A 20,849-nucleotide genomic window follows, 5' to 3' on the forward strand; every position below is an offset into this window, starting at 1 on the left:
TCGTGGTCCATTGGAACACGAGGAGGCGCCAGGTTAAACTGAAGGGACTGACCCCGGAGGAGTTCCGGAGACAGTCCCTTGCGGCGTAGTTCTTATTTAAGCCGTCCAAGTTTTGGGGTGCAGTTCACAAGGGGGAGCGCGGGGGTTTCTTCTGTTCCGACGGCGATGCGCCGGGTTACAAGGACGATGCGACTACAGCGCGAAGTCGCCGCCGACGAGCGTGGAGACGGGCTCCTCGTGGTAAACGGCGGAGATGGCCTGAGCGAACTCCTCGGCGACCGAGATGGTCTTGATCTTGCCGCCGACCTCGACGGGAATGGCGTCGGTGACGAGGCACTCGACGATCGGGGCGTCGTTCAGACGCTCGATGGCCGGACCGGAGAAGATGCCGTGGGTGGCGCAGACGTAGATGTCGCCAGCGCCCATAGCCTTGAGCTCCTTGACGTTGGCGCACAGGGTGCCAGCGGTGTCGATCATGTCGTCGTTGATGATGCAGGTCTTGCCCTTGATGTCACCGATGATGCCCATGACCTCGGCGGCGTTGTGGCGCGGACGGCCCTTGTGGGCGATGGCCAGGTCGCAGCCGAGCATGTCGGACAGCTTCTTGGCGGCCTTGGCGCGACCCACGTCGGGGGAGACGACAACCAGGTTGTCGGTGTCGAAGTTCATGGCGTTGTAGTACTGGCCAAACAGCGGCAGTGCGGACAGGTGGTTGACCGGGATATCGAAGAAGCCCTGGATCTGACCCTGGTGCAGGTCGAGGGTGATGATGCGGTCGACGCCGGCGCGCTCGAGCAGGTTGGCGACGAGGCGGGCGGTGATGGGTTCGCGCGGGCCGGCCTTGCGGTCCTGGCGGGCATAGCCGTAGTGGGTGATAACGGCGGTGATGGAGCGGGCGGATGCGCGCTTGGCAGCGTCGGTGGCGATGAGCAGCTCCATGAGCATGTCGTTGACGTTGCCGCCGGCCACGGACTGAATCAGGAAGACGTCGGCGCCGCGGACGGTCTCGTCGTAGCGGGCGTAAATCTCACCGTTGGCGAACTGCTTTAGCGTAAGGCCCGAAAGCTCGACCCCAAGGTACTCAGCGATCTTCTGAGCGAGGGGACGGTTGGAGGAACCGGAATACACGCGGATGGACTTGCGCATATTCTCCGACTTCTCGGGATCATTAATCGGCATTACCCTTCTCCTTTATACATCGAATGCCATATAGATGCCTTTTTGCATTGTAACCGTGCGGCGGGGTTTATCGAGTCTTGATAACGTCTTTACCGTCAACGGACACGAACCGACCACTCATCCTGTCGCGCAGGTCACAATAGAAAAAGGAGCCGCCCCCATGGGAACAGCTCCTTAGATGCTTGGTAAAACGTTATACCTCGTCGTCCTCGTGCAGACGGCGGCGGTAATCGGCGGCCCAGCCCTCAATGTTTACCTGGCGGGCACGACCCAGGCCAAGTGCGTCGGCCGGGACCGGCTCGGTGATGACAGAGCCGGCGGCCACGAGCGCGCCGTCGCCGATCTGGGCGGGCGCGACCATCATGGTGTCGGAACCGATGAAGGCGTCCTTGCCGATGACGGTCTTGTGCTTGTGCACGCCGTCGTAGTTGCAGGTGATGGAGCCTGCGCCCACGTTGACGCCGGAGCCCATGGTAGTGTCGCCGATGTAGGACAGGTGCGGCACCTTGGAGCCCTCGCCGATCGTGGACTTCTTGATCTCCACGTGCGTGCCGGCCTTGGAGCCGTCGAGCATGTGGGTGCCCGGGCGCAGGTAGGCGCGCGGGCCGCAGTCGACGCCGTTCTCGATGACGGCCTCGATGGCGATGGTCTCATCGATGGTGCAGCCGCTGCCGACGGTGGTGTCGGTGAGGCGACTGTTGGGGCCGAGCTGGCACTCTTCGCCCACGGTGACGTGACCGATCAGATGCGTCTGCGGCCACACGATGGTGTCTCGGCCGATGGTGGCATCGGGGCCGATCCAGGCCTGCGTGGGATCGATGAACGTGACGCCCTCGGCCATCCAGTGCTCGTTGATGCGGTCGCGCGCGATGGCGGTGAGCTGCGCGAGCTGAATGCGGCTGTTGACGCCTAGGCCGTCGCGGTAGTCATCGCAGTGGAAGATGGAGACCGCCTGGCCGTGACCCTTGAGGATTTCGAGCATGTCGGGCAGGTAGTACTCGGACTGCGCGTTGTCGTTGCCGATCTCGTTAATGTGGGCGGCGAGCTGCGCGCCGTCAAAGGCGTAGCAGCCGGCGTTGCACTCCAGCAGCGTGGCGGCCTGCTCGGGCGTGCAGTCCTTCTGCTCGATGATACGCTCGATCTGACCATCGGCGCCCAGCTTGATGCGGCCGTAGCCGAAGGGATCGGGCGGGGTCATGGTCATGACGGTGCAGGCGAGCTCGCCGGTAGCGACGGTCTGCGCGAACTTGGCGACGGTGTCGGCGGTGATGAGCGGCAGGTCGCCGTTGAGCACGACGACGGGGCCTTGCGCGATGCCGCAGGCCTCGAGCGCGACCTTTACGGCGTGGCCGGTGCCCAGGCGCTCGGTCTGCTCGACGCACTCGACCTTGGTAGCGCTGTTGGCATAGGCGCCGTCGATGAGGGCGCGCATCTCGTCGGCGTGGCTGCCGATGACGACTACGACGCGGCTGCAGCCGGCCTTGATGGTAGCGTCGACGATCCACTGGACCATGGGCTTGCCCAGGATCTTGTGCGAAACCTTGCAGTGGTTCGACTTCATGCGGGTGCCCTCGCCGGCAGCGAGGATAATTGCGGTTGCGTCCATGTGATCTCCTGTTACGTTATAGAGACGTGTGTTTGGAAACGATACACGGCGCAATATGATACCGCAGGCATATGTTGAGCGCGTAGCGATTGGCTCATGGCGGCCGATGTCGGTGCCGCTGGCGTGACGTTTGTACTGCTTGCGTGCGGCGTTGGCGGTGCTGCGGAGCTGTCGTTTGAGCGAGGGGACGGGGGTGCCCGTGGACAACATACAAGAGGAGTTTGGCGGCGAGCCCGTCGCGGCGTTCTCGATGTCGCATCCGGCTGTGCCGGCACTCTATATAGTACTGACGCTGGGACTCACCATGTTCTCGATGCAGCCGGTGCTGATCGCGCTGTCGCTTGCGGGCGGGCTGACGTATGGATTTGCGACGCATGGGGCTGCCCGCACGCTGGGCGCACTCCGCTGGCAGTTGCCGGTGATTTTGATTATCGCGCTGGTCAATCCGCTGTTTAGCGCCTCGGGATCGACGGAGCTGTTCCGTATTGGCATGCGCGCGGTGTATCTGGAAAGCATGGTATACGGCCTGTGCATGGGCGGGCTGTTTGTGGCGAGCGTGCTGTGGTTTGAGGCCGCGGCGTCGATGCTCGAATACGACAAGGTACTCGCACTGTTAGGCAACGCCGCGCCGGTGATTGCGCTCATGATCTCGATGTGCATGAGGCTTATCCCGCAGTTTTTGCGCCGCGGCCGCACGGTGCTGGCGGTGCAGGATGCGATTGATGTACCGGGGCGTGCGCCGGCCGACCCCGTGCGCTCGCGCCTGCGGGCGTCGAGCGTGTTGATGGGCTGGGGCATGGAAGATTCGCTGGAGCGCGCGGACGCGATGCGCTCGCGCGGGTGGGGTGCCGCGACGCGTCGTACGACGTATGCGCGGTATCGACTGGGGCGCGGCGACGCTGCCGCGCTGGTTGGACTTGCGGTGTTTGGCGCCGTCGCGGTGGCGGTGGCGTGGACCGCGACGACGCAGTATTCGTTTTACCCGCAGCTCTCGGTGCCGGCGCCGTGGCCAGGCTATGTCGTGTACGCCGCCTGGATGGTGTTGCCTTGCGCGTTGCACGCGATTGATGAGAAGAGGTTTGGCTGATGGCTCGGTTGGATAGGGGCCCGGTGTCGGGCGCGGCGTGCGGCCCGGATATGCCGGCGATTGAGGTGCGGAGCCTGAGCTTTGCCTACCCCGGGGTCGAGACGCCAGTGTTCGGGGAGCTCGATTGGCGTGTTCCCCAAGGGGCGTTTGCGTTGCTTGTCGGTGGTACCGGGTCGGGTAAGTCGACGCTGCTCTCGCTGCTCAAGCCCGAGATCGCTCCAGCGGGCGAGCGCACTGGCGATGCGCGCGTGCTGGGCGAGAACGTTGCCGACATGGACGTGCGGGCATCGGCAGAGCGCGTGGGTTATGTGTTTCAGGATCCCGAGAACCAGATTGTGTGCGAGACCGTGTGGCACGAGATGGCGTTTGGCCTAGAGAATCTGGGTGTGTCGCGCGACGAGATGCGCCGCCGTGTTGCCGAGACCAGCTATTTCTTTGGTCTGGAGGACTGGCTTCATCGTGATACCGATACGCTTTCGGGTGGCCGCAAGCAGCTGCTGTCGCTTGCCGCCGTCCTGGCGCTGCGCCCGCGCGTGCTGCTGCTCGACGAGCCCACGTCTCAGCTCGATCCCGTTGCTGAGAAGAATTTTCTGCACGCGCTGTTTCGTGTGAATCGCGAGCTGGGCTGCACGGTTGTTGTGGCGACGCATCAGCCGCGCCCAATGCTCGAATACGCGACGTGTGCGTACCGGATTGAGGACGGTCGCGTGCGCGAGGTGGCGGATATGGCTTCTTTGGGACGCCGAGAATCGCTGTTTTCCGATGACATGTTGGGGTGGGGTGCCATCCGATGTGCAAATAAAGGAGTATTCAGCAGGCGTGAGGACAATTTGGGCTCTCCAGAGCCGCCCGGGGACGTATCGAGCGCGAAAAAAAGTTCAGAATTGGACAAATCGTCAGAATTTGTGGCGCAAACGTCGCTCGAAAACGGCTCGGAAGCTTTCCCGCGCACGGATGGAAGCAGAATACTCCAAAAAATGCACGGCGGGTCGGCTACCACCCTGTCGGAAGGCTGGTTTCGCTACGATCGCGCGGGCGGTTGGGTGCTGCGCGGGCTCGACGTGGCGTTTTCGGCCGGTGCGGTGCATGCGATCGTGGGCGGCAACGGATGCGGTAAGTCGACGATACTCTCGGTGCTGGCGAAGACCGCCAAGCTGCAGCGCGGCCGCATGGTGCGCGGAGCGGCCTCGGCGGCGCTGCTGCCTCAGAATCCCAAAGCATTGTTGGTTGCCGAGACGGTTCGCGATGAGCTGATGGAATGGGCCTCGACCTGCGGATATGACGAGAACTTGGCGCGGGAGCGTGCGGCGAGCTTGGGGTTGTCGGGTCTGGATGGACGCCATCCGTACGATCTTTCGGGCGGACAGCGCCAGCTGCTCGCACTGGCAAAGCTGCTGCTGATCGGCCCCGAGCTGCTGCTGCTTGACGAGCCCACCAAGGGTCTAGACCTGTTCAGCCGCCGCATCATCGCCCGCGCCCTGCGTGACCATGCGAAGGCTGGCGGCACCGTCATCATGGCTACGCACGATTTGGACTTTGCCGAGCAGGTAGCCGACGACGTCGCCATGATGTTTGACGGCGAGATTGCCTGCATGGAGCCGCCGGCCGACTTCTTTGCCGACAACGTGTTCTATAGGGCGTGATAGGATGACGGACTGTCGTTTCTCGCGTTTGCTTGCAAAACTGGAGATCCCGCTGTTGTTGGCAGTGCCGGCGGTGATGGCTGCGGCGTTACTGTCGGGTGTTGAGCAGGCGGCGCTCGCCATGCTTGTCGTGGTGGCGCTGGTGCTTGCGCTGTTCTTTGCAGGCTACGAGGCGTCGCGACCGGGCCTGCGCCAGATTATGCCCACGCTGGTGCTGGCGGCGCTGGCGGCGGCGGGGCGCATCCTGTTTGGGCCCATTCCTGACTTTAAACCGGTGAGCGCCATCGCCATTATCGCGGGGGCGACGCTTGGTCGCCGCAATGGTTTTATGGTTGGCGCGCTGGCGGCGCTGACCAGCAATTTCTTTTTTGGACAGGGCATGTGGACGCCGTGGCAGATGTATGCCTGGGGGCTCGTGGGATACGTTGGCGGTGTGCTGGCGTATGCGGGTGCGTTCGACCGCGCCGACGGCACCGTGCGCATGCCAGCGCTGCTGGCGTACGGCTTTGCGTCGGGCCTGCTCTATGGCGTCGTGATCAACGCGTATGACATCATTGGTTTTGTACAGCCGCTTACTTGGGCGGGTGCCGCGGCGCGTCTTGCCACGGCAGTGCCGTTCGATATTACGCACGGCCTTGCGACCTGCGTGTTTTTGGCCGCCTTGTACAAGCCTTGGTGTCGCCGCATTAACCGTGTCGTCGTGAAATACGGGCTGTAGGACATTTCGCGTTCCCTCACGAACTTGCGGTGGAATAGTTCTCGTTTTTGGCTATTTGCTGCCCAAACAGGAACTATTCCACCGCAACTTATAGGGGGAGAGGGGCCACATGATCTGTTTTCCTCTGTCCCCCAGGAATTACTTGGCGCTAGAGCTCTAGCGCGAGGGTGACGGGGCAGTGGTCGCTGCCGAAGATGTCGCCGCGGATGCCCGTGTCGCGAACGTTGGCGGCGATTGAGTCACTTACCAGGAAGTAATCGATGCGCCATCCTGCGTTGTTCTTGCGGGCATTAAAGCGATAGCTCCACCAGCTGTAGACGCCCTCGACGTCCGGATTGGCCGCGCGCCAGGTGTCGGTGAAACCGGCGTCGAGCAGCTCGGTAAACTTGCCGCGTTCCTCGTCCGAAAAGCCTGCGTTGCCGCGGTTGGACTTGGGGTTCTTAAGGTCGATCTCCTCGTGCGCCACGTTAAAGTCGCCGCAGGTTACGACGGGTTTGCCGGTCTCGCGCTCAAGCGCGCTCAAAAAGTCGCGGTAGGCATCGTCCCAGGCCATGCGCACGTCGATGCGGGCGAGTTCGTTTTGCGCGTTGGGAGTGTAGACATCCACAAACCAGAACTTGTCGAACTCCAGCGCGCAGACGCGGCCCTCGGTTGCGGCTTGGGCGACGAGCTCGGCCGCCTCGCCCTCGCCGGTGTGGGGTAACAGCGCGTCGGCGTGCAGCACGCGCAGCGGTTCCTGGCGGCTAAAGACCGCAGTGCCCGAATAGCCTTTACGCTCGGCGTAGCTCCAGGTTTGGTGATAGTCGGGCAGGTCAATATCAACCTGGCCTTCTTGCAGCTTGGTCTCTTGCAGCGCCAGGATATCGACGTCGAGTTCTTGCGCGATCTGGATAAAGCTCGGGTCCTTTTTGAGCACGGCGCGCAGGCCGTTGACGTTCCACGAGGCGAAAGTGTAAGTCTGAGGCATGGTGTCCTTTCGACGGGGTTGGCAGGCTTAAGATTAGCGCAACAGGGGCGGGGTGGGCTCCGCGCATGCTGACTTAAAGGTCGCATGCTGGGGCGTCGCTCAACGCTGCCCGACTAGCAAGGACGGAGGACTCATATGACGCAGGCAATATCGGACCCCAGGCAGGCCTCCGCCGCGCTGGCGGATCTGTTTGACACCCACAAGCGCGTGGTCTTCTTTGGCGGCGCGGGTGTTTCCACGGCAAGTGGCATCCCCGATTTCCGCAGCGTGGACGGCCTGTATCACCAGCAGTTTGCCTATCCGCCCGAGACCATGCTGTCGCATAGCTTTTACGAGGCGCATCCGGCCGAGTTCTTCGACTTCTACCGCACCAAGATGATCGCGCTTGGCGCCAAGCCCAATCGCTGCCACACCAAGCTGGCCGAGCTGGAGCGCGCCGGCAAGCTAAATGCCGTGGTGACGCAAAATATCGACGGCCTGCATCAGATGGCCGGCTCACGGCGTGTGTTTGAGCTGCACGGATCGGTCCATCGCAACATTTGCCAGTCGTGCGGCGCGGTCTATAGCGCCGAGTGGATTTGCTCGCGCGAGCACGAGGACGCCGCGGGCGTGCCTGCGTGCCCCGCGTGCGGCGGCCGCATCAAGCCCGATGTAGTGCTCTACGAGGAGCCACTCGACGAGCATGTGTTGACCGGTGCCGTTGCCGCCATCGCCGCGGCCGATGCCCTCATTGTGGGCGGGACCTCGCTCGTGGTGTATCCGGCGGCAGGCCTTACGCGTTACTTTACCGGCGATACGCTGGCCATATGCAACCTTGCTCCCACCGATCAGGATGCAAATGCCGACCTGCTGATTTCTTGCGACATCGCGGCCGCGTTTGCGTTCTAGCCCGCGCGCGCGGATACAATAGAAAGACTGAGTGCAAAGCGACCCCGCCGCCAGCTCCCCAAGCTCGGCGGCGTGGGCATTTTAGGAGGATGTTCATGGCGAACGACAGCAAGACATGGCGGTGCGGAAAGTATGAGCTCAGCTTTGACCGTCCGCGCATCATGGGCGTCCTCAACGTGACGCCCGATTCGTTTAGCGATGGCGGGGAGCACTTCGATCCGGATGCCGCCATCGAGTACGGCCTGGCGATGCTCGACGCCGGCGCCGACATCATCGACGTGGGCGGCGAGTCCACGCGCCCCGGCTTTACCCCGGTCAACCCCAACGAGGAGGCTCGCCGCGTGCTGCCCGTGGTGCGCGCGCTGGCCAAGGAGGGCGCCATCGTCTCGATCGACACGCGTCATGTGGCGGTTGCCAAGGCGGCCGTGCGCTGCGGCGCCTCGATCGTCAACGACGTGACCGGCTTCACCGATCCCAAGATGGTCGAGTTTGTTAAGACGAGCACCTGCGGCATCATCGTGATGCATGCCGGCGAGGTCGCCGCGCCCACCCGCACGCACGCAACGGTGCAGCTCGATACCTCGGCAGCAGCGTTTGTTGCCGAGAAGGCGCGCGAGGCGGCTGCCGAGGCCGCGCGTGAGGCCGAGAAGCCGGCTCGCCGCCGTCGCGGCAAGTTGCTGGGTGAGCCTAAGTCGGAGGCCAAGCTTCCGGGCGGCGTGGTGCAGCCCTCGTTGCCGTTTGGCGAACCGGAGCCCACGTCCGAGCCTGCAAGCGAGCAGGAGACGCCCGCCACCGAGCAGACTGCTGCCGCCGAGACCGTCGCGCCCGCGCCCGCAGCCACCGAGGCCGCATCGGAGTCCAATGACCGTCTGGCCGCCATGATGCGCCGCAGCGCCCGCCGCGAGGAAGCCTACGTGCCCACCTCGCAGCTCCGCCGCTTCACCCTGCCCGATTCGGCGCCCATCATGCGCCGCGTCATGGGCTTTCTGTCTGACCAGGCCCGCACACTCATCCATGCCGGCGTGTCGCGCGACCGCATCTGCATCGATCCTGGCCCGGGCTTTGGTAAGTCGGCTAACGAGGACATCGTCATCCAGCGCGAGACTGCCAAGATGGCGTCACTGGGCTATCCGCTCATGTGCGCCGTGTCGCGCAAGCGCTTTGTGGGCGCCGTCTCGGGCGTGACCGAGGCCGCCGAGCGCGATGCCGCTACGTTTGGCGTGTGCCTGGGCGCCATCCAGGCCGGTGCCAACATCGTGCGCGTGCACGACGCCGCGGGTTTTGCGCAGTTCCTAAACGGCTACTGGGCGGTTGCCAAGCCGCAGCCGCGCCGCGCGTTTGTGGCCGTGGGCTCCAACCTGGGGCATCGCTGCGACAACATCCGCGCTGCACGCGAGATGATCGCCGAGATTCCACTCACCTGCGTGTCCAACTCCTCCAAGATTTACGAGAGCGAGCCGGCCTACGAGACGCGCCAGGACGCGTTTGCCAACGCCGTCATCGAGATCAAGACCGAGCTGGCGCCGCTGGTGCTGCTCGATGAGCTCATGAAGATCGAGGCCGAGCTGGGGCGCGACCGCTCCAAAAAGGCCAAGGCCAACGGTCCGCGCACCATCGACCTGGACCTGCTGTGGATGGACGGCGAGACCCACGGCGGCAAAAAGCTGCGCCTGCCGCATCCGCTGATCGGCGAACGCGACTTTGTGCTGGTGCCGCTCGAGGACCTGATGCACGACCCGGCGCGGTTCTTCCGCTACAACGGTGTCGAGGTCAAGGAGCCCGAGGACCGCGTGGGCCATATCGTGGGCGAATTGGGGCGTATGTAGATGATCGAGATGAATGCTGTTGCCGCTGGCACCGAGCTCGACGCGGCGCGCGACGCGGGCCGCGAGGGCGTGTCCGCGGGCTGGTGCGCGTGGAGCGCGGGCGATGCTTCGCTGACGTTTTCGCTGGTCGTGCGTCCGGATGTGAATATGCACGCCTTCCACGGCCTGCCGTTTGTGGCCGCGATGGGCATGATGGACGCGCTCGTGGGCACGGCTTCGACGCCGGGGTTGGGCCTTGCCGGTAAGGTGGGTATCCAGTGGCCGAGCGATATCGTGTGCGGTGCGCCTGCGTTTGAGACGTCGCTCGCGCGTGTTGCCGTGAACGGCGGTGCCGGTGCTGCGGGCATGTTCGGTGCCGTGACGGTGGATATTGAGCGTTCGGCGTTGAGCGAGCTCGGTGTGGACGTGGCTGACGAAGCGCTGGTCGAGGCGCTGGCCGCCGCCATGCTGGCCCGCGTGGACGCCTGGGCGGTTGTTGCCAACACGCCGCAAGGCGCCGCAGGGCCGCTGGCTCCCGTGCTGGGCGAGTACTTCGACATGGTGCCGCTGCTGGGCCGCCAAGTTGCGGCGGTGCCGCTCAGCGGTTTGCCGCTTGCGGTCGGTGTGTTTGCGGGCCTGGATATCTGGGGTCGTGCGACTATCAAGACCGATGCCGGCGAGCAGGAGTTTCCGCCCGAGGCCGTACGAATTCGCGGACTGTAACGCGTGGCGCCCGCGCTCAAAGATAACGATGACAACAAGACCCTTCTCGGCCTGTGCCGGGGAGGGTTTCGCCTGTCTGGGGAATGGGCTGCCAGCGCCCTATTCCTCAAAACTGAAAATTTTTCGATTTTGAGGAATAGGCTTGGCGAACGTTTGCGGGGGCTGTGGCATCGGGCGTGCTCGACTTAAGCTCCTGCTCTATCCCAGCTCCTGCATGCGGCGGTAGATTTCGCAGATACCCTTGATGGTGAGCTGTCCGTCGACCACGTCGAAGGCATCGGTCGAATCGGCGACGATGCTGGCGAGACCGCCCGTGGCGATAACGGTGGCATCCTCGCGGCCCAGCTCGCGCTTCATGCGCGCGACCAGGCCCTCAGCCATGGCGGCGGCGCCCGTTACGGCGCCGACCTTGATGCACTCCTCGGTATCGCGGCCGATGGCGTGCTCGGGCGCCTCGAGCGGCACGCTGGCGAGCTTGGCGGCACGGGCGGCAAGCGCGTCCATGGAGATGCGAATGCCCGGCGCGATCGCTCCGCCAATGTAATAACCGTCCTCATCGATGACGTCGATATTGGTCGCGGTGCCAAAGTCCACCACGATCGCCGGCGCGCCATAGAAGGTCTCGGCAGCGACGGCGTTGGCGATGCGGTCGGCACCAACGGCCTGGGGGCGCGCCGCCCGCAGCTTGGTTACGGCGGCCGTCTGCGGCCCGATGACGATGGCGTCCGCGGCAATGCGGTCGGCCACGGCGTGCCACTCGCGCGAGAGCTGCGGCACCACGCCCGCAAAGGCGATCGCGTCGACCGCATCGAGCGAAAGGCCGTACATCTTAAAGAAACCCATCAGGCGCACATGGATCTCGTCGGCGGTATAGGAGCGGTCGGTGGGCATGCGCCACGACTGCACCAGCTCGTCTCCGTCAAACAGGCCCATGGCCGTCTGCGTATTTCCCATATCGATAGCGAGCAGCATGTCTACTCCCGGTGTCGGCGTAAAAGGACGCGCACCATTGTATACGTGCCGTCGATGGCGCTCGGCTGCGATTCGTTTACGGTGATAGGGGGTGAGGAGTTTAAATATGAAGGAATTATGCTCTACGAGATTTTTCTTGCCGTTTGCCGAACTCCCGCGTAATATTCTTTCTTGCGCACATGAGGCGCCCAGACATTGCGGGGTGGAGCAGTCTGGTAGCTCGCCGGGCTCATAACCCGGAGGTCGTAGGTTCAAATCCTGCCCCCGCGACCAAGAACTTGCAGCTCGTCGGCCTAGCCGGCGAGCTTTTTTGTTATTCCGGGACCGTGTTTTCGGTCCAATTCTCGGCCTCTCAAACAAAATCTCGATCTGTAACATCTAGACCCGATTTGGGCGGCTAGGTGTTACAGATCGAGATATACCGGTGGGTTGGGTCGTGTTTGTCTAAATCTGTAACACGAGGGACGGATTTTGCCGAGTTGTTGTTATAGATTGAGATTTTCTAGCAGGCGGGTATGGTTTGTCTCGATCTGTAACAGGTAGGGGTCAAAAGTGGGTCTAGCTGTTACAGATTGAGATTGTTGAGGTTGGGTCGAGGGGAATATCTCGATCTGTAACAGTAAGACCCGGTTTTGCCGAGTAACTGTTACAGATTGAGACGAACCGACGGGCCGCTCTGCCCCATCCACCTGCCGCCACCTGATATTCGCCGATTTCCGTTGTGCCGCCATGCCCCCATGCCATATCCTCTAGACAACTACGCGGCATCATCGCCGCCGCGCCTACAAGAGAGGAATGTCCATGACCGCACCTGCATCCAAGCTGCTCCAGCCCATTACGGTTGGCCCCCTTGAGCTCAAGAACCGCATTATGTTCCCGCCGCTGACCACCGGCTACGAGGAGCGCGACGGCTCCATTGGCGAGCGCAGCCTGGCTTTTTACGAGCGCCTGGCCCGTGGCGGCGTGAGCTACATCGTCATCGGCGACGTCGCTCCCGTCATGACCGCAAGCCCCACGCCCAAGCTGGCGACCGACGCCCAGATCCCCACGTTTAAGGCCCTGGCCGACGCCGTCCACAAGCACGGCGCCAAGGTCGCGCTGCAGTTGTTCCACCCCGAGTACGACGTGCCCGGTGTCGGCCGCATGGTCATGGGATCCATGGCTGCCGCCAAGGCCGCGCAGGAGGCCAAGGCCGCCGGTGACGAGGAGACCTTTGCCGCCAAGATGGCCGAGTCCAACGAGATTCGCAACCAGGCCTACGCCAAGCTGCACCACGATATGCAGCACTTTGTGAACGAGGCGAGCGTAGAGCAGCTCACCCAGATCAAGGAGGCCATCGCTGCCTCGGCCGCCCGCGCGCAGCAGGCCGGGATCGACGCCATCGAGGTCCACGGCGACCGCCTGGTGGGTTCGCTGTGCTCGGCCATCCTCAACCAGCGCACCGACGAGTACGGTGGTTCGTTCGAGAACCGCGTTCGCTACGCGCTGGAGGTCGTCGCTGCCATTAAGGAAGCCGCGCCGCAGCTGATGGTGGAGTACAAGCTCCCCGTGATCATGGAGAACCCCGACGGCACGCCGCGCGGCAAGGGCGGCCTGCAGCCCGACGAGGCCTGCGAGTTTGCCAAGCTGCTCGAGGGCGCGGGCATCGACATGATCCAGGTTGCACAGGCCAACCACACCGGCAACATGGGTGACACCATTCCGCCCATGGGCGCCATGCCCTACAACTGGACGCTGCCCGTGGCCGAGCGCGTCAAGGCCCTGGTCTCCGTGCCGGTGGCAACCGTGGGCCGTGTTGTCTCGGTCGAGGCCGGAGAGAAGATTCTGGAAGACGGCGCGGCCGACATCATCGCCTATGGCCGCTCGCTCATGTGCGACCCCGACATTGCGCTGAAGGCCGCCACGGGCGAGCCCATTCGCGAGTGCCTCAACTGCAACAAGGGCTGCGTCGACGCGATTCAAAGCCGCAAGTACATCTCGTGCGTGCTCAATGCCGAGAACGGTGACGAGGCGACCATCGCCATCAAGCCGGGCGAGGGCGACAAGAAGATCGCCGTGGTGGGCGGTGGCATCGCCGGCCTGGAGGCTGCGCGCGTGGCGGCCAAGCGCGGCTACGACGTGACCATCTACGAGGCGAGCGATCATCTGGGCGGCCAGATTGTGCTGGCGGCTGCGCCTCCGCGCAAGGACGAGATCATGCGCTCGGTCGAGTACTACGAGAAGATTCTGCCTGGCCTGGGCGTGAAGGTTGAGCTCAGCCATGCCGCTACCGCTGAGGACCTCAACGCCGCCGACGCCGCGATTGTTGCCGTGGGCGCGCACGACGTGGTCATCCCCGTTCCGGGTGCCGACTCGGAGAAGGTCGTCTCGAGCTGGGACGTGCTGGCCGGCAAGGTGGAGCTCAGCGGGCGCGTCGCCGTCATTGGCGGTGGCCTGGTGGGCACCGAGACTGCCGAGTACCTGCTGCAGCACGGCTGCGAGGTGGCGATCGTGGAGATGCTCGACAAGATTGCCGCGGGCGAGTCCGAGACCATTCTGCCACTGATCATGAGCGACTTTGCAGAGCACAACGTGGAGCAGCACGTGAAGACCCGCCTGACCGCCATTACCGATGAGGGCGTGGAGGCTGTTCGCACCACCGAGGACGGCGCCGAGGAGCCGGTAAAGATCTCCTGCGATTACGTGGTGATGGCCGTGGGCTCCAAGGCCAACGCGTTTGACCTGGACGGCGTAACGGTGCCCGTGACCTGCGTGGGCGACTGCTCGGGCGAGCGCACCGCCGACATCGCGAGCGCCATCCGCACGGCATATCACGCGGCCAACGAGCTGTAGTTGAACATCGCGGCCAGGCGGGGCGGTAGCACGGATTCGTCTCGCCCGGCTGTGTCCCGTCGGGTGTCAACCGGTGCGGGGCCTGCAAGCGCAGCAGGTCCCGCCCTTTTTGTTTTGCTCCGGTGGATGGCAATGCGCGGTAATCATGAGGAATGAGGACGTCTACTGCCTTGCAGATCACTCAAAATTATTGGGGGAGGGGTTAATAACTATATCCGCTATACCAAAGGACATAAAGAGATGCCAATTTTGTTGACAAGCGAATGACGATTAGCTGTGAGTCAGCTACCAGCGTAAATAATCGATAAAGATATGTCGTAATTTGGTGCCAAATGCCCAGATAGCGCCGCGTCTATTTTAATTAACTGCTTTGAGCAAACAGTAAAATGCTACTATCTAACTTGCACGTAAGAAAGCAGATTAACGGTTAAGGCTAAGAAGTGGCAGGTATGTCGGAAGCAACTAGGACTCGCACGCATGCGCCCGAGGTTAGGCAGCGCGCCGTCGAGATCCTCCAAGAGGGGGTCGGTCATCGCGCCCTCGCTGCGGAGCTTGGCATTCCTCAGGCCACGGCTCGTCAGTGGGCTCGCGCGTATGCTGTGGGCGGTGCCGACGCCGTTCTCAACGCCGGTTCGCATCATCACACCTATTCATACGAAGTTAAGCTCGCCGTGGTTAAGGATCGCTTGGAAAACGGCTTAACGGTTCGCGAGGCCATGATCAAGCACAAGATTCCCAGCGAGTCTTCGGTCAAGGCTTGGTGCCGTCAGTACCGCGAGAGCGGTGAGTCCGCACTGGTCGATAAGCCGCGCGGTCGCAAGCCGCGCGTTAAAAAGGCGGAATAGCAAACGGGATGGTGCGCCCACGGGGGCGCATTTTTCTTGCCGCGCCAACTTTTGGACCAGCGCGAGCCTATCGGGACATCCTCCAACGTGGCCAATAAACCGCGCGCAGCGGCCCGCGCGTCCGTCGTTGCGGTAAGGGAGCGTCACCCCTCTACTCCAATGCGGACGTACCCTTGCCCTGTACGCCTAAAACTCCCCAGTTGACCGAAAACCTGCCGCCGCTACTCCTCAATTGAGCTATAACGTTAAACAATTGCAGCGTTTTTGCATGGGGGAGTGATGGTATGACGCTACTGTATTTCCTTACCCTGTTTCCGCTGGTACCGGCGCTGGGCATGCTGCTCGCGCGCGGTGACCGCGCTCGCGATGCGGTGGGGCTCATAGGCTCCGGCATTATTATGGCGGTGACAGTTGTAGTCGCCGTCATGTTTTTTGGCACGGGTCCGCAGAGCTTTGAGGTTGCCCCCGACACCTCGCATGTGCTCTCGATCATCAGCTCCGTCATCGACGTCATCCTGTGCGCCGTAATCCTGTACAACGCGCACAAATTTAAGAGCACGCTCGCCACGGTGCTCGGCACAGTCCAGCTGGTGGGCTCGTTCGCCTTTGCGGCCATGGCGTCGCCTGCGGTCGAGGTCGTCACCGCTACGCCGCTCTACCTAGACTACATGAGCGTGATCATGGTGCTTGCCGTCGGCATCGTCGGCAGCCTAATCTGCGTGTATGCCCTGGGCTACATGAAGGACTTCCAGGCCCATGACGAGCACGAGGCTGCGCTGCGCGGGCAGACCGCGCCCGACCGTCGCCCGCAGTTCCTGGCGCTCATGTTCCTGTTCCTCTCAGCCATGTTCGTCATCGTGACGAGCGACAACCTTGAGTGGCTGTTCTGCGGCTGGGAAATCACCACCGTGTGCTCGTTCCTCATGATTGGCTACACGCGCACGCCCGAGGCCATCAAGAACGCCTTTATCCAGATCATCCTCAACATGCTGGGCGGCATCGCGTTTTTGGCCGGACTCATGTACCTGCACGTCAACGGCATGCCGCTGACCATCTCGGGCATGATCGAGCTTTCCGGCGCCGGAACCGCGCAATCCGCGCTGCTGGTGATGCCGGTCGTCCTGCTGTCGCTCGCCGCACTCACCAAGGCCGCACAGATGCCGTTCCACACGTGGCTGTTGGGCGCCATGGTTGCCCCCACGCCCACGAGCGCCCTGCTGCACTCGTCAACCATGGTCAAAGCCGGCGTGTTCCTGATGGTCAAGCTGAGCCCGCTCTATGCCATCTATCCCGTGACCGGCTTTATGGTCACGAGTGTGGGTGCCATCACGTTTTTGCTCGCTGCCCTCATGGCCATCTCGCAGAGCAACGCCAAGCGCGTGCTCGCGTACTCCACCATTTCCAACTTGGGCCTCATCAGTGCCTGCTTGGGTGTCGGCGCGCCCGAGGCCGTATGGGCGGCCATCTTTCTGATCCTGTTCCACACGGTGGCAAAGTCGCTGCTGTTCCTGTGCGTGGGCACGGCCGAGCATCATATCGGCAGCCGCAATATCGAGGACATGGACGGCATGTTCAGCCGCATGCCGCACCTGACGCGCCTGATGATGCTGGGCATCATGGGCATGTTCGTGGCGCCGTTTGGCATGCTCGTGTCCAAGTGGGGCGCCCTGGTGGCGTTCGCGCAGACCGGCAACGTGCTCATGATTATGGTGCTTGCCTTTGGCTCAGCCGCGACGTTCTTCTTCTGGGGCAAGTGGCTTGCCAAGCTTTCGGGCGTCGATCCCACGGCTCAAAACGTTGAGGTCAATGTCCATAAGACCGAGTGGATGGCGCTCAACACCATCGCCGCGCTGCTGATTCTGTGCTGCGTGGCGTTTCCGGTTATCTCGAGCGGTCTGGTGTCGCCTTACTTGGCCATGGTGTTTGGCCGCGTGCCGTACGTTATCGGCAAGGACGCCATGTATCTGATGGTGGTTATCGTGGCGTTTATCGCCGTGGTGCTGCTGACTTCATTCCGCGTGAGCAACAAGCCGCACGTCAACGTGTACCTTTCGGGTGTGGGAACCGACAAATATCGTCATTTCCGCGGCTCGATGGGACACGAGGTGAAGGCCGAAAAGCGCAATTGGTATTCGGAGGACGCCCTTGGCGAGAAGCGTATTGGCCCCGCGGGTAGCGTCGTGTGCTGCAGCATTATCTTGTTTGCGCTGCTGTGTTGCGCGTGGATTGGGCCCGAGAGACTTGCCATGAGCGCGCCCTCGGTGCTGCGCGGCAAGTATTTCGAAGGTTCGGGTGTCGTGGGCATCTTTATAGGCACCGTGGCGTTTGCCTTGATTGCGCCGCTTGTGGGCGGTTTGATTGACGGCCTTGACCGTAAGCTTTCGGCCCGCATGCAGGGTCGTGTGGGCCCGCGTCTGCTGCAGCCCTTCTACGACGTTGCCAAGCTGCTGCGCAAGGCCCCTGCCAGCGTAAACACCATGGACGACACCTACATGGCATGCGCGCTCATCTTTACCGTGGTGGGCGGCGGCATCTTTGTGTCGGGTTCCAACACGATGTTGTGCTCCTTTATGGTGACGCTCGCCGCGATCTTTGTGGTGCTGGCGTCTGCCTCGACGCAAAGCCCGTTTGCCCAGGTCGGCGCCGACCGCGAGCTGCTGCAGGTTATGAGCTACGAGCCCGCCGTTCTGCTGATGAGCGTGGGCCTGTACCTTGCCACCGACAGCTTCGATTCCATCGCCGTGACGGGGCAGTCGGCCCCCATCATCGTGTACAGCGCACCCATTTTCCTCGCACTGCTCGCGGTGCTTACCATCAAGCTGCGCAAGTCGCCGTTCGATCTTTCGTACTCGCATCACGCGCATCAGGAGATTGTCCAAGGCGTCGCCACCGAGATGAGCGGCGGCACGCTGGCCAAGATGACCCTTATGCACTGGTGCGAGACCGTGCTGTTTTTGATGTGGGTGGGCATGTTCTTTGTCTGGGACAACCCGGTGAGTTGGGTGGTCGCCCTGGTCGTGATGGCTGTGACGTATTTTGTCGAGGTGCTGATCGATAACACCTTCGCCCGTAGCACCTGGCGCAGCTGCTTTAAGCTCGGCTGGGGTGTGGCGCTGGTGTTTGGCCTGCTCAACCTTATGCCCATCCTCGTCGACGTGTTTATTTAGGAGGTGGCATCCATGGATCATAAAATGTCGCGCTCGCCGTGGGTTATTCATTACGACGGCTCGAGCTGCAACGGATGCGATATTGAGGTGCTGGCCTCACTTACCCCGCTGTTCGATGCGGAGCGGTTTGGCGTGGTCAACACCGGCAACCCCAAGCATGCGGATATCTTTTTGGTGACGGGGTCGGTCAATGCCCAGAACCTGCCCGTCGTGCGCCAGATCTACAACCAGATGCTCGAGCCCAAGTGCGTGCTGGCCTGCGGTATCTGCGCGTGTTCGGGCGGCGTGTTCCGCGATGCGTACAACGTGATCGGCGGCGTGGATCGTGCGGTTCCCGTGGACGTGTACGCGCCTGGGTGCGCCATTCGTCCCGAGACCGTGATCGATGCCATTGTGGAGGCGTGCGGCATTCTGGACCAGAAGGAGGCCGTGATGCGCGCTGGCGGTGACCCGCTTACCGTGGGCGGCGCCGCAACCTGGGACGGTGGCGTTGAGCTGGGCGAGGACGGGTTTGTAGCTGCGGGGGCCGGGGCTGACGCTGCCGGTGACGCGCCTGCCGAGAAGCCCGCAGCGCCCGTCGCTGCAAAGGAGGCCGAGTAATGCAAAAGGCAATCTACATCACCGTCGGGATCGATGAACTGTTGCCGCATGTGCAGGCGCTCAAAGGTACCGGCGCGCGCTTTGTGCAGATGCATGCCGAGCGCTGTGTGGACGACGGATCGTATCGTCTGGTCTATACGTTTATCGACGTTCGTGCTGCTCAGGAGCATATTGCGCAGGACGGCAGCTATGCGATCGAGAACCTGATGGTTGAGGGAATTGATCAGTATCAGGAGATTCCGTCCATCAGCTCGTACTATCCGGCGGTATTTCCGTTTGAAAACGAAGCGCACGACCTATTCGGTCTTGCCATCACCGATATGCAGATTGACTTTAAGGGCTTTTTCTACCAGGTCTCGACTGCCGAACCCATGAGCGTTATCACGCCCGAGGTGAAGGCCGCACGCGAGAGGGCCATGAAGGTCCGTGCCGCCGCCGAGGCCAAGGCGCGCAAAGCCGCGGCCGAAAAGGCCGCCGCGGCTGCGGCTGCTGCAGGGGAGGGTGCTGCGAGCGCCGGCGACGCCGCGGGCGCCGCTGCTCAGCCCGCTGCGGCTGCCGGCTCCGATACTCAGCATGACGATGCCGCTGCCAAGGCCGCGCTCAAGGCTGCTGAGATGGAGGCAAAGCTCGCCGCCATGGATCCCGAGAAAGCGGCCAAGGTCCGCGCGGCGCTTGCCGCCAAGGCCGCCCGCGACAAGCAGAAAAAGGAGGCGTAAGGCCCATGGCACATCGCTCCGTTATTCCGTTTGGCCCGCAGCACCCGGTGCTGCCCGAGCCGCTTCATCTGGACCTGGTGATCGAGGACGACCGCGTCATCGAGGCAATTCCGCAGATCGGCTTTGTGCACCGCGGACTCGAGAAGCTCACCGAAAAGCGCGACATGCATCAGTTTGGCTACATCGCCGAGCGCATCTGCGGCATCTGCGCCGTGGGCCATAGCTATGGCTATGCCAGCGCCTGCGAGCGCATGCTCGACATCGAGGTGCCCGGCCGCGTGCAGTATATCCGCACCATTCTTCATGAGCTTTCGCGCATCCACTCGCATCTGCTGTGGCTGGGCCTGCTCGCCGATGCCTTTGGCTTCGAGGCGTTGTTCTATCGGTCGTGGACCCTGCGCGAGCAGATTCTCAAGATTTTCGAGAGCACCTGCGGCGGCCGCGTGATCCTTTCGATTAACGAGATCGGCGGCCTTAAGCACGACATCGAGGACTCCGAGCTAGCGGGTATTGTCCAGACGCTCGAGGCCATGCGTCCCGACTACGAGGCCCTGGTGCATACGTTTTTGGATGACGACAGCTGCGGCGAGCGCCTGCATGGCGTGGGCGTGATCAGCAAGAAAGACGCGCTGGAGCTTTCGATGGTCGGTCCGTTCGGGCGCGCCTCGGGCGTGGACTACGACGTGCGCATGTTCGGCGACGGTGCCTACGCGGACCTGGCTGCGTTCGAGCCCATCGTTGCCACCGATGGCGATTGCTATGCCCGCTGCCAAGTGCGTTGTGCCGAGGTCACGCAGGCCATGGACATTATCAAGGAGCTTGTCGGCAAGATTCCGCACGACGGTATCGGCGGGCGTACCAAGCTCACGCCGGCCGACGGCGCGCGCGGCGAGGTTGTGATTGAACAGCCGCGCGGCGAGGCATATTACTATGTGCGCGGTAACGGTACCAAGAACCTGGACCGTTTCCGCGTGCGCACGCCGACGTCGCAGAACCTGGCTGGTCTGACGCATGCGCTGCAGGGCGTGCTCCTTGCCAACGTGCCCATGATTATCCTGACCATCGACCCCTGCATTAGCTGCACGGAAAGGTAGGCGCGGC

Annotated in this window: 17 protein-coding genes and 1 tRNA gene; 14 read left to right on the forward strand and 4 right to left on the reverse strand. The window is 62.8% G+C overall.

All coding sequences use genetic code 11. The features are described 5' to 3' along the window. Positions 1–2: 2 nt before the first annotated feature. Positions 3–89: an IS3 family transposase gene (locus GDJ93_RS01195; RefSeq protein ID WP_226812388.1), complete on the forward strand. Its 87-nt coding sequence runs from the start codon at positions 3–5 to the stop codon at positions 87–89. Between the two features lie 103 nt (positions 90–192). On the opposite strand, the gene GDJ93_RS01200 is transcribed toward GDJ93_RS01195, so the two are convergent. Together GDJ93_RS01200 and glmU are read right to left on the reverse strand one after the other, a co-directional pair. Beyond that, positions 193–1,179, reverse strand: coding sequence for a ribose-phosphate diphosphokinase (locus GDJ93_RS01200; protein ID WP_055285377.1), 987 nt, complete (start codon positions 1,177–1,179; stop codon positions 193–195). A 193-nt stretch (positions 1,180–1,372) separates the two neighbouring features. Continuing rightward, the gene (glmU, locus tag GDJ93_RS01205; protein ID WP_152067447.1) at positions 1,373–2,785 is read right to left on the reverse strand and encodes a bifunctional UDP-N-acetylglucosamine diphosphorylase/glucosamine-1-phosphate N-acetyltransferase GlmU; all 1,413 of its coding nucleotides are present in this window, start codon (positions 2,783–2,785) and stop codon (positions 1,373–1,375) included. Between the two features lie 199 nt (positions 2,786–2,984). Here glmU and GDJ93_RS01210 point away from each other — a divergent pair, with 199 nt between their 5' ends. Genes GDJ93_RS01210 through GDJ93_RS01220 form a run of 3 tightly spaced genes read left to right on the forward strand, consistent with a single transcriptional unit; the run spans position 2,985 to position 6,233 of the window. Further along, complete coding sequence (locus GDJ93_RS01210) at positions 2,985–3,872, forward strand: energy-coupling factor transporter transmembrane component T family protein (protein WP_226812405.1); 888 nt, start codon at positions 2,985–2,987, stop codon at positions 3,870–3,872. Continuing rightward, a complete protein-coding gene (locus GDJ93_RS01215; protein ID WP_152067448.1) occupies positions 3,872–5,515 on the forward strand; it encodes an ABC transporter ATP-binding protein in 1,644 nt (547 codons plus the stop codon). Before GDJ93_RS01210 ends, GDJ93_RS01215 begins: the two co-directional genes overlap by 1 nt. A 4-nt stretch (positions 5,516–5,519) precedes the next feature. Then, entirely contained in the window at positions 5,520–6,233 is a 714-nt protein-coding gene (locus GDJ93_RS01220; protein ID WP_035136563.1) for a DUF6580 family putative transport protein, read from the forward strand. 148 nt (positions 6,234–6,381) lie between these two features. On the opposite strand, the gene GDJ93_RS01225 is transcribed toward GDJ93_RS01220, so the two are convergent. After that, positions 6,382–7,200 (reverse strand): exodeoxyribonuclease III, encoded by an 819-nt coding sequence (locus GDJ93_RS01225; protein ID WP_152067449.1) that lies wholly within the window; start codon positions 7,198–7,200, stop codon positions 6,382–6,384. 135 nt (positions 7,201–7,335) lie between these two features. Between GDJ93_RS01225 and GDJ93_RS01230 the strand changes: the two genes are divergently transcribed. The 3 genes from GDJ93_RS01230 to GDJ93_RS01240 all read left to right on the forward strand — a co-directional run bounded on the left by GDJ93_RS01230 (position 7,336) and on the right by GDJ93_RS01240 (position 10,616). Then, positions 7,336–8,088 (forward strand): NAD-dependent protein deacylase, encoded by a 753-nt coding sequence (locus GDJ93_RS01230; RefSeq protein ID WP_152067450.1) that lies wholly within the window; start codon positions 7,336–7,338, stop codon positions 8,086–8,088. 95 nt (positions 8,089–8,183) lie between these two features. Further along, positions 8,184–9,914: a dihydropteroate synthase gene (gene folP / locus GDJ93_RS01235; protein WP_152067451.1), complete on the forward strand. Its 1,731-nt coding sequence runs from the start codon at positions 8,184–8,186 to the stop codon at positions 9,912–9,914. After that, positions 9,915–10,616 carry a hypothetical protein gene (locus GDJ93_RS01240; protein ID WP_152067452.1) on the forward strand — a complete coding sequence of 234 codons (702 nt, stop codon included), beginning with the start codon at positions 9,915–9,917 and terminating at the stop codon, positions 10,614–10,616. Between the two features lie 198 nt (positions 10,617–10,814). Here the strand turns inward: GDJ93_RS01240 and GDJ93_RS01245 are convergent, their stop codons facing one another. Further along, a complete protein-coding gene (locus GDJ93_RS01245) occupies positions 10,815–11,588 on the reverse strand; it encodes a type III pantothenate kinase (RefSeq protein ID WP_152067453.1) in 774 nt (257 codons plus the stop codon). A gap of 196 nt (positions 11,589–11,784) precedes the next feature. Here GDJ93_RS01245 and GDJ93_RS01250 point away from each other — a divergent pair. The 7 genes from GDJ93_RS01250 to GDJ93_RS01280 all read left to right on the forward strand — a co-directional run bounded on the left by GDJ93_RS01250 (position 11,785) and on the right by GDJ93_RS01280 (position 20,842). Beyond that, positions 11,785–11,861, forward strand: a tRNA-Met gene (locus GDJ93_RS01250). Between the two features lie 528 nt (positions 11,862–12,389). Next, positions 12,390–14,420: a bilirubin reductase, long form gene (gene bilR / locus GDJ93_RS01255; RefSeq protein WP_226812406.1), complete on the forward strand. Its 2,031-nt coding sequence runs from the start codon at positions 12,390–12,392 to the stop codon at positions 14,418–14,420. Positions 14,421–14,869: 449 nt separating this feature from the next. Further along, complete coding sequence (locus GDJ93_RS01260; protein WP_089573462.1) at positions 14,870–15,265, forward strand: helix-turn-helix domain-containing protein; 396 nt, start codon at positions 14,870–14,872, stop codon at positions 15,263–15,265. Between the two features lie 284 nt (positions 15,266–15,549). After that, positions 15,550–18,432, forward strand: coding sequence for a proton-conducting transporter transmembrane domain-containing protein (locus tag GDJ93_RS01265; RefSeq protein ID WP_152067455.1), 2,883 nt, complete (start codon positions 15,550–15,552; stop codon positions 18,430–18,432). 12 nt (positions 18,433–18,444) lie between these two features. Continuing rightward, a complete protein-coding gene (locus tag GDJ93_RS01270) occupies positions 18,445–19,032 on the forward strand; it encodes an NADH-quinone oxidoreductase subunit B family protein (protein WP_152067456.1) in 588 nt (195 codons plus the stop codon). Continuing rightward, positions 19,032–19,748: an NADH-quinone oxidoreductase subunit C gene (locus tag GDJ93_RS01275; protein ID WP_152067457.1), complete on the forward strand. Its 717-nt coding sequence runs from the start codon at positions 19,032–19,034 to the stop codon at positions 19,746–19,748. The genes GDJ93_RS01270 and GDJ93_RS01275 overlap by 1 nt, the downstream gene beginning before the upstream one ends. A gap of 5 nt (positions 19,749–19,753) precedes the next feature. Continuing rightward, a complete protein-coding gene (locus GDJ93_RS01280) occupies positions 19,754–20,842 on the forward strand; it encodes a hydrogenase large subunit (protein WP_152067458.1) in 1,089 nt (362 codons plus the stop codon). The last annotated feature ends 7 nt before the right edge of the window (positions 20,843–20,849 follow it).

The organism is Collinsella aerofaciens (assembly GCF_902501475.1).
GTDB lineage: Bacteria > Actinomycetota > Coriobacteriia > Coriobacteriales > Coriobacteriaceae > Collinsella > Collinsella aerofaciens_AL.